Origin of the sequence: Cytobacillus sp. FSL R7-0696 (assembly GCF_038006865.1) — a bacterium.
Taxonomy (GTDB): domain Bacteria; phylum Bacillota; class Bacilli; order Bacillales; family Cytobacillaceae; genus Cytobacillus; species Cytobacillus kochii.
In genome coordinates this window covers 4625703-4639790 of record NZ_JBBOWA010000001.1, presented here as the reverse complement: position 1 = coordinate 4639790, position 14088 = coordinate 4625703, and the positions used below count along the sequence as shown (strand labels likewise).

The window sequence follows — 14088 nt, the reverse complement described above, 5'->3', positions numbered from 1 at the left end:
TACAACGATTTTATTGATTTATTTCTTTTGAATTGTGATTGTCCAAGCTGCATCTCCAAGTTGTTCATAGTTGGTTACTTGGTGACCAGCTTCTGCAGCCCAGCGTGGAAGACTTTCAGTTGCTTGTGTACAATCAAATTGAATAATTAGTTCATCTCCTGATTGGATCGATTCAATTGCAGACTTTGCTTCCACTAATGGAAATGGACAAACTTGACCCATTACTTCTAATGTTTTTTGCATGTTTGTTTCCCCCTATACAGCTTGTTGTGATGTCGTACTTTGAGAAGCACGTCTTTTCTGTGGTCTAACATAGACAAAGTAGGCAGCGGTCCAAGTACCTAAAATAATAAATAAGAGACCGATCCATCCTTGCCATGTCATCATTGAAGTCATTACTAGTCCATTGCCTATTGAACAGCCACCGGCAAGGCTAGCTCCAAACCCCATCAATAATCCACCAATAAAACTATTTATACCTGTTTTTTTATCAGGCATTCTAAAACGAAATTCTTTGCTGCCTTTGGCTGCGATAAATGATCCTATGAAGATTCCTAATACAAGAAACACTCCCCAGTTAATAAATGCAGCATCACCAATCACTAAATATTGTAGAATGTTAGCAGATGGTGTTGTAATGCCTAAACCAAACATTCTACCTGTAGCAGCGCTTAGTGGCCATGCAAGGAGAGCGATTAGCCCAACAAGAATTGCAGTGACAAATGGATGCCATCTTTTTTCAAACAATAAATGGCTAAGTCCAGTACGTTTAGGTTTTAAAGATGGTATCGCAATTTTTGGCTTTCTAAGCTCTCGATAAACAACACCGCCAGTTATAAGTAATAAAGCGATAATGAAAATCCAGTTGCTTATACCAAATGTAGCAGCAATTGAGTTTTCCGGTAAAGTAATTGAACTTATTTCTGTATTTAAAGGTGCGAGTACGCCTGTTTTCATAACCGCAGCCATTACCATATAAGCGAACAGAGCAATCCAGCTACCTAGTAAACCTTCTCCCGCTCGATACCATGTACCAGTCGCACAACCACCTGCTAATACGATGCCGATACCAAATACAAAAGAACCAAAGATAACTCCTAACCAAGCGAAATTACCAGCAGTGAAATCGATGATTCCTAATTGAATAAGAGTAAACACGCCAATACTTTGCACGCAAATAGCAATGAGTAAGGCATAAAACATTCGATTATCTTTTGCGATGAACATATCACGGAAGCCCCCTGTTAAACAGAAGCGCCCACGTTGCATAACAAAGCCTAATAACGCACCGCAAATCAATCCAGTTATTAACATTTGTATCATATTTATCCCCTCTAATTCCGAGTAAACTTATAAGCCTTTACGAATTATGATGATAAAGGATAGACAGAAATATTGTCAAGGGTTTTTTAAATAAATGAAAATAGATGTATGAATAATTGTTGTTAAGTTTGACAATAACTGGATTAATCGTATCTGGAAGGGGAGTAGAAAATGTTGAGTCGTCGAATATTTATCGTATGCCTTCTCTTTTTTCTTAGTGGATGTACGAGTAATGATCAGCAATCAATTATTAATCATCACGCAGATGCTTTATTGACGAAAACAAATGAATTACAATTTAGATTTCAGTTAAATGATAAAGTGTTATTAGAAGAAGAAGCTTATGTCATTAAAGTCAATATTCATAATAAAGAACTAGCCTTAGCTTTAGGGGCAGATGAAATCTTTTATGGTAATGAAAACGGGCAAGCGGTAGAAGTGATTGAACCTGAAGGGAATAAAGATTTCTTCATCTATATGGAACCCATACCACTACAAAAAGATTTACATGTTTTTGACATTGAAAATATGATTGAGAATCAAGCAGTTTCTATCGAAATAATCAATAATGAGCATAGTGTGGCGAAGGGTTATTTAACTCATTTTTCTTCACAACTTTGATAAACCGTTATCTTTCAAATAGTAAATATAAATGATAGAATAATCAATATATTTATTTTGAAGGAGAGAGAGAATGAATAAAGAAGAGACGAAGATTGGTTTTATTGGTACAGGAGTGATGGGGAAGAGTATGGCTCTCCATTTGATTAAAGCAGGCTATACAGTCCTGGTCTATTCACGTACAAAAGAAAAAGCAGCTCAATTAATATCTCAAGGGGCTAGTTGGATTCATTCACCTAAAGAATTAGCCAAGCAAGCAAACATTGTTATTACTATGGTTGGCTATCCTGATGATGTGAAATCAATCTATCTAGGTGAAGAAGGATTAATTGAAAATGCAAATCCACATACTTATTTAATCGATATGACAACGTCAACGCCTACTCTTGCGAAAGAAATTGCTGAAAGGGCAAAACAAAAAGAGATTTATGCAATTGATGCGCCTGTTTCAGGTGGAGATATAGGTGCTAAAAGTGGAAAATTGTCTATTATGGTGGGTGGTGAAGCTACTGCCTATCAGGCAATTTTACCAATTCTAAAATATATGGGCGAAAACATTGTCTATCAAGGAGTTGCTGGAGCTGGACAACATACAAAAATGGCCAATCAAATAGCAATAGCCTCGAATATGATCGGTGTTTGTGAGGCGATTATTTATGCAGAAAAAGCAGGATTAAATAGTGAGAACGTATTAAAAAGTATCACTAGTGGGGCAGCTGGGAGCTGGTCACTTTCTAATCTTGTCCCACGAATGATTTCTGGTGATTTCTCTCCAGGTTTTTATATAAAACACTTTATTAAAGATATGACAATTGCCTTAGATGAAGCGGAAAAAATGGGAATGGAAACACCTGGCCTAAGGTTAGCGCGAGAAATGTATGAAAAATTAGCTGCTGAAGGAGAAGGGGATAGTGGAACACAGGCATTATATAAATATTGGGAAAGATAGTTTTTTATAAAAAGAAAAGCTTTGTCGGCAGGAAGTGGGCCTGGTCTTGCCCCTGTCAAGTAGACAACATAAAAAGCTAAGCAGTGAGCGCGTGTCGATATTCAATCGGCGCGCGTTTCTTTAGTTTCTTTTGTCTTCGTTTGTAATTGTAATGGTAAATGTAATCCTCAAGAGCTTGCTCTAGTTCTTCTTCTCCCTTACACTTACTTATATACAGCTTCTCGGTTTTGAGGTGTGAAAAGAATGATTCTATACAGGCATTGTCCAGGCAGTTTCCTTTGCGAGAGTGGCTGCCTTCGATGCCATAATCCTTTAATCGGTTGCTGTATATTTTTGACGTGTACTGGAAGCCTTGATCCGAATGGAGAACGGCTCCAGCCACGTCTTTTTTCTTTGTCCATTTCTCTACCGTTTTTAACACAAGTTCCAAATCATTTCTTTGGGCTAGCTCCCAACTTACTATTTCGTTATTAAAGAGATCCTGTATGACCGATAAATAATAATATTCTTCGCCAACAGACACAAATGTGATATCCGTTACCATTTTTTGATTAGGTCCTACCGCCTTGAACTTCCTTTTCAGACGGTTAGGAAAGAGGTTAGAAGGAATATGACCATGTCGTTTTCTCTTTTTTCGGATGACTGATTGGATGTTCATTGCCGCCATCAATCGGTAGACCTTTTTGTGATTAATTAAATACCCGTTTTCATTTAATTCGTCTGTAATACGGGGTCGTCCATATTCGGGATGCATGAAATGTATGCCCAAAATGTGCTCTCGAATCTCTTGTTCATCCCTAACTTTTTCTTCTCGTTTATGATTGTTTTTTCTCCATTTGTAGTAGCTTGCCGGTTTGATATAGGCAATCTCCAACAGCCAGGAGACCGGATAGGTAACCCTTAACTCATCCACCAATTCATATTTCATTCGTCTGGGGTTTTCTCCTCCTTTACCAGATTTGGATACTGCTTTTTTAGAAATTCAACTTGTGCTTTCAAATAATCCCTTTCCTCTTCAACCGACTTAAATTTAGTCCTAGGCCTGCCTTTTAAAGGATTAGAAACTCCTTTACGCTCATCAAACGGGGCTCCTTCTTTCCATTTCTTAACCCACACTTTAAGCTGGCTACAGTGACGGATTCCCAGTTCCTCTGCCAATGCTTTATAACTTTTAGACCCATTCACATATTTCATGACGGCATTATGTTTAAACTCTTCCGAATAACTATTAAAAGTTTGTCCTTTCTTTGCCATAGAAAAATCCCCTCCAAGTAGTATTCTTTCCTTCATGGTAACATGAAGGTTTTTTTGAATGTCTACTTAAAGGGGACATTAACAGCCGACAAAGCTTTTTTATTGTATTTCAAGAAAAGAAGCTAATCGATTTAAACCCTCTTCCAATGTAGTCATTGAATAGGCAAAAGATAATCTAAAATAACCTTCCCCGTAAGAGGAGAAAGCACTGCCAGGCACGACTGCGACACCTGATTGCTTCACTAATTGTAAACAAAAATCGAATGAGGATATTTGTTTCGATGGAATTTTTACAAAAAAGTAAAACGCTCCGTTCGGTTTAACCACCTCAAGATTCATCGCTTTTAGGCGCTGAAAAACATAATCCCGTCTTTTCTTATATTCTTCCTTCATGGGGAGAGCATCATCTATCCCTTTTGTTAATGCTTGTAGCGCAGCCATTTGCGAGATAGATGAGGCGCAAGTCACATTATATTGATGAACTTTTAAGATATGCTTAGCTATTTTCTCTGGAGCAAATAATAACCCGATTCGCCATCCAGTCATGGCATGTGATTTTGATAAGCCATTAATGACAATGGTTTGCTCTTTTAATATTGAGCCAATGGAGAAATGTTGCGAATCAAAGCTTAACTCACTATAAATTTCATCTGCAACAATAAAAATATCTTTTCCTCTTATTAGATCCGCAATCTCTTCGATTTCACCTTTAGATAAACTGACACCAGTTGGATTTGATGGGTAAGGTAAAATAATTGCTCTTGTGTTTTCATTGATAAGAGGAAGTATGACGCTTGCTGTCATTTTGAATTGATTTTTTGTTATATCTGCATAGACGGGTGTTGCCCCACAGAGGCGAATAATCGGCTCATAGCCGGGATAAACCGGGCCAGGAAGAATAACCTCGCAATTTTCATCTAATATCGTTCTTAATGTAATATCTATTGCTTCACTAGCTCCTGAAGTAACTATCACTTCAGTTGATTCATCATAATCTAACTGATATTTTTCTTTAACAAAATCAGTTGCTGCTGCTCTTAATTTCAAATCGCCCGCATTATGTGTATACGATGTATAATCTTCATCAATCGCTAATTTAGCTGCTTCTTTTACATGTGTGGGTGTGGAAAAATCAGGTTGTCCGATAGTCAAAGAAATCATATCTTTTGTATCTGAGACCATATTAAAGAATTTTCTAATACCCGAAATTTCAATGGATTTAACTTTTGGATTAACTAAATGTTCCAATGGATTCACCTCAAATTAAAAATAATGAGAACGGTTCAAACATATTTATATGTAGTGTAGTTATACAAACCATTTGCGAAAAAAGATATTCATTGATTTTGTTGTCTTTCTACATTGATTCTTTTCCGAGTACATGGTTTTATCTCTTTATTGTACAAAAGTTTTCCTATAGGATAAACCTTTTTATTATGTAGCTTTTTTTACAATTTCTTAACTGCTAATAAATAAGGTTTTAGAAAAAAAGAGATAAAATAAATTCTAAAAAATGGTATGATGAAAGAAAAAATTACCTAATTTCAATTTGCAAATGTAGAGGGGAGAATGAGAGTGGAAATAGAAAGAGGATTAAAAAAGAAAAAAGGAAATCAATCGTGGAAGGCATATTTAACCTTACCCATCATTTCATGGGCATTATATGATTTTGCCAATACGATTTTTTCCTCCAATATTAATACCATTTTTTGGCCATTTTATATGCAGGAAATTATCGGGAATAATGAAGTACAAGAACAATTAGCGAATACTTTTATTGCTTACGCGAATTCAATAGCCAGTTTTTTATTGGTGATTTTTAGCCCATTGTTTGGTGTCCTCATTGACCGAACAGGGAGAAAGAAAAAATATATCGTTATCTTTACATTGTTATCTGTAAGCTTTACCATTTTAATGGGCGTATTTGCAGAGGTAAATTTGACTAGTACCATCATGGGTGTTCCTTTGTATTTGGCTCTCGTAATCGTCTCATTTATTATAGCGAAGTTTTTCTTTCACTCGAGTCTTGTTTTTTATGACACGATGATAGCTGATTTAGGGAAAAAAGAAGATGTTCCTCTTATATCTGGATTTGGTGTTGCGATAGGGTATTTAGGGACATTATTAGGATTAACTGTATATTTATATGTTGGAAACAGTGATTTCCATCATGCTTTTATACCAACTGCTATTTTATTTTTATTATTTTCATTACCATTATTCTTTTTTATAAAAGATAATCCGAAAAAAGTACAGGTTGAAAACAAAGCTTCTTTCTTGTCAGGATATAAGGAGATTTATAAAACGTTTAAAGAAATAAAATCACATCGTGTCATTTTTACATTTATGATTGCTTACTTTTTCTTAAATGATGCCTTAGCAACAACAATCGCAATGATGGCACCTTATGCGAGCACCATTGTTGGCTTTTCTGCAGGAGAATTTATCCTATTGTATTTAGTTTCAACTGTATCAAGTATTATCGGCTCTTTTATTTTTGGTTATATTACCAAATCAGTTGGTGCTTATCGGGCCATTAGATATGTGAGTCTCCTCCTATTAGTTGCTTTAATAATTGGTACTTTTGCCGTTAATGCCTGGATGTTCTGGATAGCTGGTAGTATGTTTGGAATCGCTCTAGGATCCATGTGGGTAACATCGAGAACTTATATTGTCGAACTTACCCCAGAAGATAAGAGAGGCCAGTTTTTTGGATTATTTGCGTTTTCCGGCAAAGTCTCATCGATTATTGGCCCGTTTATTTTCGGAACGATTACGTATCTGCTTGCTTCTCACGGTAGTATAGCTAGTAGGTTTGGAATGGGCTCCTTAATCGTCTTAACGCTAGTGGGATTATTCTTCTTAAATAGGATTAAGCCTGAAGAGAACTAAAAATCTACTTCTTCTTATCTATACTTATTGGTTTTAGCCGATATAAGCTAAGAGTAAGAAAAAGATTGAGAGGAAGACGTTTATATGATTTCAGAGAGACAATCAGTTGTAGAAAGCGGCATGAATGAACTAGAAATAATCGAATTCAAAGTAAATAATCAACATTATGGAATGAATGTTTATAAGGTTAAAGAAATTGTTGCCCCATTGGCGATTACGCCTATTCCACATGCCCATCCATTTATTTTAGGGATTACACAACTCAGAGGTGAAGTTTTGCCCGTTATTAGCTTGAGAAATGCATTGGTTTCCAATCAAGACTCGTATACACACATCGTTAAAGATGACAGTAGTTTTCTCATTGTAGAGTTTAATAAGCAAAAGGTGATATTTCACGTGGATGAAGTAAGGCAGATTCATCGTCTGTCATGGGATCAAATTGATAAACCTGATGATATTTATAATAATGAAAATAGTTATACACTTGGTGTAGTAAAACAATCAGAAAATATGATTCTGATGCTTGATTTTGAAAAAATCCTGACTGATATCAATCCCAATATTGGTTTCTCCAAAGATGATTTAAAAGCGGATATTGCTGGTGATAAAAAGAATGCGAGAATTGTTATTGCTGAAGATTCCCCAATGCTACGCAGTATATTAAAAGAAACATTAAATAAGGCTGGCTTTCAGCAGTTACTTTTCTTTGAAAATGGAGAAGAATGTTATAATCATTTAGCATCTGAGGAAAATAAAGTCGATCTTGTTATTACTGATATTGAAATGCCATTAATGAATGGTCACTTCCTTACAAAATATATTAAGCAAGATAGTAAACGACAATCCACACCTGTAGTTATTTTTTTCATCGCTTATTACGGAAGATCTTCTACATCAGGGAAGGAAAGTTGGTGCAGATGCACAAGTAAGTAAGCCCGATATCCAAAACCTTGTAAACGTCATCTTAGAGTTATTGTAAATAAAGTGACAGGTCCGCATTATTTCTTGCCATTATCTCATTTACTTGTTTATATAAGCTTAGAATTTAAGTAGATTCCATTCTTATCCCTAGGAGAATAGGATTTTTTCCAATATAAAACCCGAACCATTTGCTGTGTCCTCCCGTAAGTAGACAGGTTAAGAAATCTGACTACTACGGGAGAGTGGCAATTCGTTCGGGTTTTTTGGTTTATAGCTTTATTTAGGTAGAATAAACTAGACTTCAGTCACTTCATTTTTATTTAAAAAGGTAAGGTACTACTTTAGAAGTAGGATTCCCCTAGTTTTTTAAATACAGGTTTTTCATATTTATTTGATTTACGATTATTTGGATGATGTTGGCCTTCTTTTAAACCGGTATAAGTCATGAGTAGCTTTTTGGCTTGGCTTAAAGAAATAGAGGAGCGTGGATTTCTTACTGACGAGTCCAGGTTTCCTAAATGGGGCAACGCTGAAAAATCCATTTTTGAAGGTGGTAAGTGAAAGGTGTAGGCACCACACTTAATTAATACATCTGATTGTTGTTGGCTATTTTTTGGGTTTCGTGAATAATGTAGACCAATCTTTTTTGCTTTACCTTCCTTCAGAAGCTTCTGTAGTGAATCATGTTTCACTTTATATAAAAACTTCGGATTTGGAGCCGTTTTGGCGTGACGGTTAACGGTGAAGATTGCTTGTGAGAGGTTTTCTACCGTTGGTTTTAACTGAGGGTGGTGCTCATTGCTTGCAGAGTTCAATTGAAGTACTCCTTTCATATTTTAGAAAAAATTAAATTATTAGTATACATTATACCCCTTTTTAAGAAAATACAAAAGGGTAAGTTCAAATACCCTATCATTTATTAAGTAATAACGACTGAAGTTCCATTGGGAACTAAACTAGCTAATTCAAGCACATCACTATTATGCATTCTAATACATCCTTTCGAAACAGCTTTACCTATGGAACTCGGATCGTTTGTGCCGTGAATACCATACCCCTTCTTAGAAAGTGATAGCCATAATGCCCCAAAAGGACCTCCAGGGTTTGGTTCACGGTTGACGATAACGAATTGACCTACAGGTGTAGTTGTTAACATCTTACCAATTGCAATCGGATATGTTTTCACTAATTGCCTGTTTTTGAATAAGGAAAGCGTTCTTTTTTCTTTGGATACAACGATAGAATAGGGGATATCTGATGAATTAGGGAGTCCAGGGATTACTATTTGTTGCCCGATATATATAACTGATGGATTGACAATAGCAGGGTTTGCTAATAGTAATTGGTGATAGGGTATACGGTAATTTGCAGCAATCAGCTGCATCGATTCTCCAGGTTGAACAATATGATACATTTCCGATCCATCCTTTCTAGAGAAGGGTACCATATATATATGATAGCGGAAGTTGTAACATACATTTTTTTAAATGAATAGGAATGTGGGTAGATCATTTTTAAGGTGAGCTTTCATTTTAAATGAATAACTCACCCAATATGATAAAAAGACGATGTTATTGACTTTTTAAGGTGAAGATTGTTAGTTCAGGCCGACAGAGAAAACGAAAAGGTAGTCTTGTTGTCCCGATTCCTCTATTAACGTATAATTTAAGTGGTTTTTCATCCCCTACATCATAAAAACCTTCATAATAAACTTCTCCAAAGGGTGGCTTTACCAGTGCACCAATGAAGGGGATTTGAATTTGTCCACCGTGACTATGGCCGCTAAATTGAAAGTCTACATGATATTGACTTGCTTCATCAGCTAAGTCAGGGGCATGTGATAGGAATATATGATACCCGTCATTAGGTATGTCCGCAAAAGTAGTTTGGAAATTTGGTTTACCGAGCATCGCATCATCAATGCCTGAAATATATATGCTTTCATTATTGATGGTTACTTTTTTACTCTCGTTAAGTAAAACCTCAAATCCCGACTCTTCCATTATCTCTCTGTAAATATCAGAACCATATCCACCGTGATCATGATTGCCATAGATAGCAAATTTACCAATCGATGCATTAAGTTTTGATAATACGGGACTAATTTGATTGATGTAAGGATACTCATTAGGTTTGTCCATTAAATCTCCAGTAAAAAGAATTAAATCAGGCTGGAATGAGTTAATTTTATTCATTAATTTTTTGAGTTCATTTAAGTCATAATGAAAGCCTAAATGTGTATCACTGAATTGTACAACTTTTAAATTATGAAAAGAGTGGGGTAATTGAGGTTTGATGATGTTATGATGATTTACTTGTAAATATTTCGGCTCAATATCACGTGCATAAAAAAAGCCACCAGTACCGATAGCGGCTAGAGCTACGAAAGATCCCATACTTTTTTTCAAAAAACTTCTCCGAGTCATTTTATCTGCCATTACATTATACCAACCAATCTCTTTAATATACTCTCTCATACTATCAAATATATGAACGAAAAAACAGCAAAGACCAATATTTCCAATCATTGATAACAATTTGTAATAATTAACTAAACAAATTGTAAGGATATATAGTTTAGTAGTTTTTACATATAGATAAAATTTTAATTTTCGACCTATTGGCAATATGTAGGGGAGAATATGATATAATGGGATATCGTATTAAAAGTTCAGATAAATGGGAGTGCCACTTTATGGAACCATTAGAAATCTTACAAGACAGCAAACAAATTATGCCGTATTTTTTTCCGATATTTAGTGCGGATGAGCATAGAATTATCGGTTATGAAGTGATTGGTAAGTTTATAACTGAAAATAATGAGATTGATTTGAAGTCATTTTTAGCTGACGATTCCATACCAGAAGAATATCGTAATAAAGTCGATGATATTTTGCTGGAAAAAGCGTTAGAGCATGCTATTCAAATGAAAGATGATGTAATGATATATATTAATCGCAATGTTGACTTGTTATTAAATCAAGATAGTGAGCATCTACTGAATATTTTAAAAAAATATGAGGATCAAGGTATTGCGTTAGATCGAATTGTTATCAGTATGACGAAAAGAACGCCGATCGATGATGATTTTGACTATTTGGATCATTTCATTAGTTATTATCGTACATATGGCATTAAAATCGCCATCGATAATTTAGGAGAAGCGAATAATAATCTAGAACAGATTGGGAAGTTAGCACCAAATATTTTAAGAATTGATTTAAAAGCTTTACGTTCTTCATCAAATAATCATCATTATCAAGAAATTCTTTATTCTCTATCAATGTTAGCCAGAAAGATTGGTGCAACATTATTATTTGAAAATATCGATATGGATTTTCAGTTGCAGTTTGCTTGGAGAAATGGTGGCAGATATTACCAAGGAGACTATTTGCATAAAGCTGGAAGTGTATTTGTTGATCGAGATATCTTGAAGGAAAAATTAAAAGAAAAATGTCATCAATTTATCACCTATGAAAAGAAAAAGTTGCACTCATTACACACGATAACTGAAAAGTTTAACGAAACGATGACAGAATACTTACAGAAAAATCATGTGTATGAATCTTATGTGCCATTCCTGACAAAACTAGCAACGAAGTTAGATCATGTTGCCTTTAGGTTATATATTTGTAATGAAGATGGTTTTCAACAAACTCCAAATATTTTTAAGAAAAATAAGAATTGGATACAACAAGATGAATACCTGCATAAAAATTGGAGCTGGAGACCATATTTTTTAGAGCATATAATGAGAATGAAAAGTAATAAAAAAGGTTTATTGTCAGATCTCTATACAGATATTGAGACAGGAGAAACAATTAGAACTTTTTCTTTTCCGTTAACAGCAACAGAGTATTTATTCGCAGATCTTTCCTATGATTTTTTATATGAGAGAGACGGGCTATTATAGGTAAAGGCAATATCAACCAGCATAATTCATACTTTAGCGCACATCCTATCTTTACTAGAACGTATTATGTAAAGGAGTGAAATAGGGTGAGCGGCTGGTTAATTGCTTTAATCGTTGTTTGTTTAGTTCTCATCGTTTGGTCATTGTTCTCCACTTCATCTATATTAAAGGAAAAAGCATCAACGAATAAGGAACTGGATGCAGATATCCCCGATGAGGTGAAGAAAAGACCTTATTTATTCAATCCTATCCTTGTCGTCTATGTCGTTTTTTTTGTTGCCTTAGCAGCCATTACAATCTTTTACGTTTTTCGATAATTTCGTCTAAAAAGGCTTCCTTTTTTCACCTGGAGGCCTTTTTTATTCATTGATTATTCTTCTATTTCTAATAATTCTTTTAGCTTTTCTAAATTAAATCCGCTAATCACTTCGTTTTCGATAACGACCGTTGGAGTTGAGTAGGAATGATATGTTTGTGTTAGTGCTTTCATTGCTTTAGGATCTTTTTTAATATCTTTTTCTTCAAAAGAAAAACCGTAGTCTTTTAAAAACATTTTAGTAATTTCACACGGTGGGCATTCTGGTTGTGTATAAATAGTAATTGATTTCACGTACAATCATTCCTCCTGAAAAGTCGAACTTTGAAAAAATCTGGACTTTTTTTATTCTTTTACTTGTGTAATCATACCATATTAATTATCCTGTTAATATTGGCATGTGAAAAAAACGGTTTAGTAATCGCTTTTTTAGAAGTAGGATAAAAACATGCCTAGAGAGAAACCTTAAGTTAAAGGGTTGTTTTGGAAAGGAGATAAACAATTGTCACAATTACAAGGCATATTGACTAGATTAAAAAATTTACAAGAGCAGGCAACTGGCTCAGAACCCACACAGAGATTTTTTGAGGTGAATGGTGAAAGAAAATGCCAAGTTACTTATCATCCGAAAAACGAAACATTCGAATTGGAAGTTTACAATGACAAAGAGAAGCCTAAACGTTATCAATTTGATAATGTTGATATGATAACAATTGAAGTGTTCGAGCTCATTCAGTAATCATACCCTTATATGCGGAGAGACCAACTAAATGGTCTCTTTTTTTTAATTAGAGATAAAAATGAAGGCACCTGCTCTTGCTTACGTAGGGATACAAAAAAGCTTACATTCAAGATGATAGTCAATCCTCCAAAATAGAATGAGAAGTGAACCTATGGGCTAATAAAGCGAATAGTTAGCTTAGACAAATTGGTTATCCCTGTCGTCTTTGTGCAAAATAAAATAAATATTAGACAATAGCATTAATTTTTCAGAAGGTTATTAGGAAGTACAGTAAGTTTGAATGAAGCAACGGATAAATTACATTCACGAGAGAGTAAAACGTGTTATCAAGTTAAATAAGGATTTGTCTCCTTCATTTCCATCGGCTAAATAATTTCATCGTTCTTCGGTCATTCTATAAAAGAGGTGATGTGATATGGTACCAGAGGTTATTTGTCCAAACTGTGATAGACGAGCGAAGATGGATAAAACACTTACTGCGCAATCAAACCAAAACTTGATTTTTCATTGTCCTTACTGTCAATATCGTAGTAGAAATATTCATACAAGTAAAGGATAGGTTTATGGGGTAAATATAAGGCAGATGTGAGGAAACTATGATAAAATCATAATTGAATACAAATCATTAAAGTTTGAGGAGTTTTCAAATTATGATCAGTCTCCACAGTGAAGAGTTTTTAGAAATTGATATTAAAGACTTGCTTATTCCTTCAGAGCGAGTGGCACATGTTCAAATCGGCAATAATTTAGAGCACACCCTTTTAGTTTTGACGAAAAGTGGTTACACAGCTATTCCTGTCTTAGATCCTCACTATAAGCTCCATGGATTGATTAGCACTCCAATGATTATGGAATCTATTCTTGGTTTACAAAGAATTGAATTCGATCAATTGGAAGAAAAGCGTGTAGAAGAATTTATGAATCATGATGTACCACGCCTAAATATTAATACTTCTCTTAGAAATGCCACAGGACTATTAGTCGATCATCCATTTATTTGTGTTGAAGATGATGAAGGGTACTTTGAAGGTATTCTTACCCGTAGATCCTTATTAGTTCAACTGCAAAAAGCATTGCATAGCAAAAAGAAGAAGGACTAAAGAGCTCCCAAAAGATATTGGGAGCTTCCGTATGTCAAGATTATTCACCCGTTTGCC

At 34.9% G+C, this 14088-nt stretch carries 17 protein-coding genes; 8 read left to right on the top strand and 9 right to left on the bottom strand.

Annotated features, from left to right (window positions below; all coding sequences use genetic code 11):
- Positions 1 to 18 precede the first annotated feature (18 nt).
- Positions 19 to 243, bottom strand: coding sequence for a sulfurtransferase TusA family protein (locus MKX29_RS23590; RefSeq protein ID WP_095369708.1), 225 nt, complete (start codon positions 241 to 243; stop codon positions 19 to 21).
- Positions 244 to 255: 12 nt separating this feature from the next.
- Entirely contained in the window at positions 256 to 1323 is a 1068-nt protein-coding gene (locus MKX29_RS23585; protein WP_341108088.1) for a YeeE/YedE family protein, read from the bottom strand.
- A 171-nt stretch (positions 1324 to 1494) separates the two neighbouring features.
- Between MKX29_RS23585 and MKX29_RS23580 the strand changes: the two genes are divergently transcribed.
- Together MKX29_RS23580 and MKX29_RS23575 are read left to right on the top strand one after the other, a co-directional pair.
- Positions 1495 to 1944, top strand: coding sequence for a hypothetical protein (locus MKX29_RS23580; protein ID WP_095369706.1), 450 nt, complete (start codon positions 1495 to 1497; stop codon positions 1942 to 1944).
- A gap of 73 nt (positions 1945 to 2017) precedes the next feature.
- A complete protein-coding gene (locus tag MKX29_RS23575) occupies positions 2018 to 2893 on the top strand; it encodes an NAD(P)-dependent oxidoreductase (protein WP_307314695.1) in 876 nt (291 codons plus the stop codon).
- Between the two features lie 76 nt (positions 2894 to 2969).
- Here MKX29_RS23575 and MKX29_RS23570 read toward each other — a convergent pair whose 3' ends face one another.
- From MKX29_RS23570 to MKX29_RS23565, 3 genes are all read right to left on the bottom strand, one after another.
- Complete coding sequence (locus MKX29_RS23570) at positions 2970 to 3821, bottom strand: IS3 family transposase (protein WP_373370910.1); 852 nt, start codon at positions 3819 to 3821, stop codon at positions 2970 to 2972.
- On the bottom strand, positions 3818 to 4147 hold the full coding sequence (locus MKX29_RS24555) for a transposase (protein ID WP_251161713.1): 330 nt from the start codon (positions 4145 to 4147) through the stop codon (positions 3818 to 3820). Before MKX29_RS24555 ends, MKX29_RS23570 begins: the two co-directional genes overlap by 4 nt.
- A 99-nt stretch (positions 4148 to 4246) precedes the next feature.
- Positions 4247 to 5395 (bottom strand): aminotransferase A, encoded by a 1149-nt coding sequence (locus tag MKX29_RS23565; protein ID WP_289433428.1) that lies wholly within the window; start codon positions 5393 to 5395, stop codon positions 4247 to 4249.
- A gap of 327 nt (positions 5396 to 5722) precedes the next feature.
- On the opposite strand from MKX29_RS23565, the gene MKX29_RS23560 reads away from it, so the two are divergent.
- Both MKX29_RS23560 and MKX29_RS23555 read left to right on the top strand, forming a co-directional pair.
- Positions 5723 to 7039 (top strand): MFS transporter, encoded by a 1317-nt coding sequence (locus tag MKX29_RS23560; protein WP_341108081.1) that lies wholly within the window; start codon positions 5723 to 5725, stop codon positions 7037 to 7039.
- 84 nt (positions 7040 to 7123) lie between these two features.
- Complete coding sequence (locus MKX29_RS23555) at positions 7124 to 7972, top strand: chemotaxis protein CheV (protein WP_445662700.1); 849 nt, start codon at positions 7124 to 7126, stop codon at positions 7970 to 7972.
- A 329-nt stretch (positions 7973 to 8301) separates the two neighbouring features.
- Here the strand turns inward: MKX29_RS23555 and MKX29_RS23550 are convergent, their stop codons facing one another.
- The 3 genes from MKX29_RS23550 to MKX29_RS23540 all read right to left on the bottom strand — a co-directional run bounded on the left by MKX29_RS23550 (position 8302) and on the right by MKX29_RS23540 (position 10368).
- On the bottom strand, positions 8302 to 8793 hold the full coding sequence (locus MKX29_RS23550) for a YkyB family protein (protein WP_341108079.1): 492 nt from the start codon (positions 8791 to 8793) through the stop codon (positions 8302 to 8304).
- 86 nt (positions 8794 to 8879) lie between these two features.
- Entirely contained in the window at positions 8880 to 9374 is a 495-nt protein-coding gene (locus MKX29_RS23545; protein ID WP_251161413.1) for a L,D-transpeptidase family protein, read from the bottom strand.
- A 157-nt stretch (positions 9375 to 9531) separates the two neighbouring features.
- Positions 9532 to 10368, bottom strand: a complete 837-nt coding sequence (locus MKX29_RS23540; protein ID WP_306469963.1) for a metallophosphoesterase — start codon at positions 10366 to 10368, stop codon at positions 9532 to 9534.
- A gap of 287 nt (positions 10369 to 10655) precedes the next feature.
- Between MKX29_RS23540 and MKX29_RS23535 the strand changes: the two genes are divergently transcribed.
- A complete protein-coding gene (locus MKX29_RS23535) occupies positions 10656 to 11873 on the top strand; it encodes an EAL domain-containing protein (protein ID WP_224937844.1) in 1218 nt (405 codons plus the stop codon).
- 86 nt (positions 11874 to 11959) lie between these two features.
- Complete coding sequence (locus tag MKX29_RS23530; protein WP_224937845.1) at positions 11960 to 12190, top strand: hypothetical protein; 231 nt, start codon at positions 11960 to 11962, stop codon at positions 12188 to 12190.
- 53 nt (positions 12191 to 12243) lie between these two features.
- On the opposite strand, the gene MKX29_RS23525 is transcribed toward MKX29_RS23530, so the two are convergent.
- Positions 12244 to 12483, bottom strand: a complete 240-nt coding sequence (locus MKX29_RS23525) for a glutaredoxin family protein (RefSeq protein WP_224937909.1) — start codon at positions 12481 to 12483, stop codon at positions 12244 to 12246.
- A gap of 208 nt (positions 12484 to 12691) precedes the next feature.
- Here MKX29_RS23525 and MKX29_RS23520 point away from each other — a divergent pair, with 208 nt between their 5' ends.
- Together MKX29_RS23520 and cbpB are read left to right on the top strand one after the other, a co-directional pair.
- Positions 12692 to 12928 (top strand): YkuJ family protein, encoded by a 237-nt coding sequence (locus tag MKX29_RS23520; RefSeq protein WP_095369696.1) that lies wholly within the window; start codon positions 12692 to 12694, stop codon positions 12926 to 12928.
- Between the two features lie 653 nt (positions 12929 to 13581).
- Positions 13582 to 14031, top strand: a complete 450-nt coding sequence (cbpB, locus tag MKX29_RS23515; RefSeq protein WP_095369694.1) for a cyclic-di-AMP-binding protein CbpB — start codon at positions 13582 to 13584, stop codon at positions 14029 to 14031.
- The last annotated feature ends 57 nt before the right edge of the window (positions 14032 to 14088 follow it).

Excerpts from the sequence above, each read along its gene's own strand:
- MKX29_RS23590 (WP_095369708.1), bottom strand. The coding sequence starts at position 243 with ATGCAAAAAACATTAGAAGTAATGGGTCAAGTTTGTCCATTTCCATTA.
- MKX29_RS23585 (WP_341108088.1), bottom strand. The coding sequence starts at position 1,323 with ATGATACAAATGTTAATAACTGGATTGATTTGCGGTGCGTTATTAGGC.
- MKX29_RS23580 (WP_095369706.1), top strand. The coding sequence starts at position 1,495 with ATGTTGAGTCGTCGAATATTTATCGTATGCCTTCTCTTTTTTCTTAGT.
- MKX29_RS23575 (WP_307314695.1), top strand. The coding sequence starts at position 2,018 with ATGAATAAAGAAGAGACGAAGATTGGTTTTATTGGTACAGGAGTGATG.
- MKX29_RS23570 (WP_373370910.1), bottom strand. The coding sequence starts at position 3,821 with ATGAAATATGAATTGGTGGATGAGTTAAGGGTTACCTATCCGGTCTCC.
- MKX29_RS24555 (WP_251161713.1), bottom strand. The coding sequence starts at position 4,147 with ATGGCAAAGAAAGGACAAACTTTTAATAGTTATTCGGAAGAGTTTAAA.
- MKX29_RS23555 (WP_445662700.1), top strand. The coding sequence starts at position 7,124 with ATGATTTCAGAGAGACAATCAGTTGTAGAAAGCGGCATGAATGAACTA.
- MKX29_RS23550 (WP_341108079.1), bottom strand. The coding sequence starts at position 8,793 with ATGAAAGGAGTACTTCAATTGAACTCTGCAAGCAATGAGCACCACCCT.
- MKX29_RS23545 (WP_251161413.1), bottom strand. The coding sequence starts at position 9,374 with ATGTATCATATTGTTCAACCTGGAGAATCGATGCAGCTGATTGCTGCA.
- MKX29_RS23535 (WP_224937844.1), top strand. The coding sequence starts at position 10,656 with ATGGAACCATTAGAAATCTTACAAGACAGCAAACAAATTATGCCGTAT.
- cbpB (WP_095369694.1), top strand. The coding sequence starts at position 13,582 with ATGATCAGTCTCCACAGTGAAGAGTTTTTAGAAATTGATATTAAAGAC.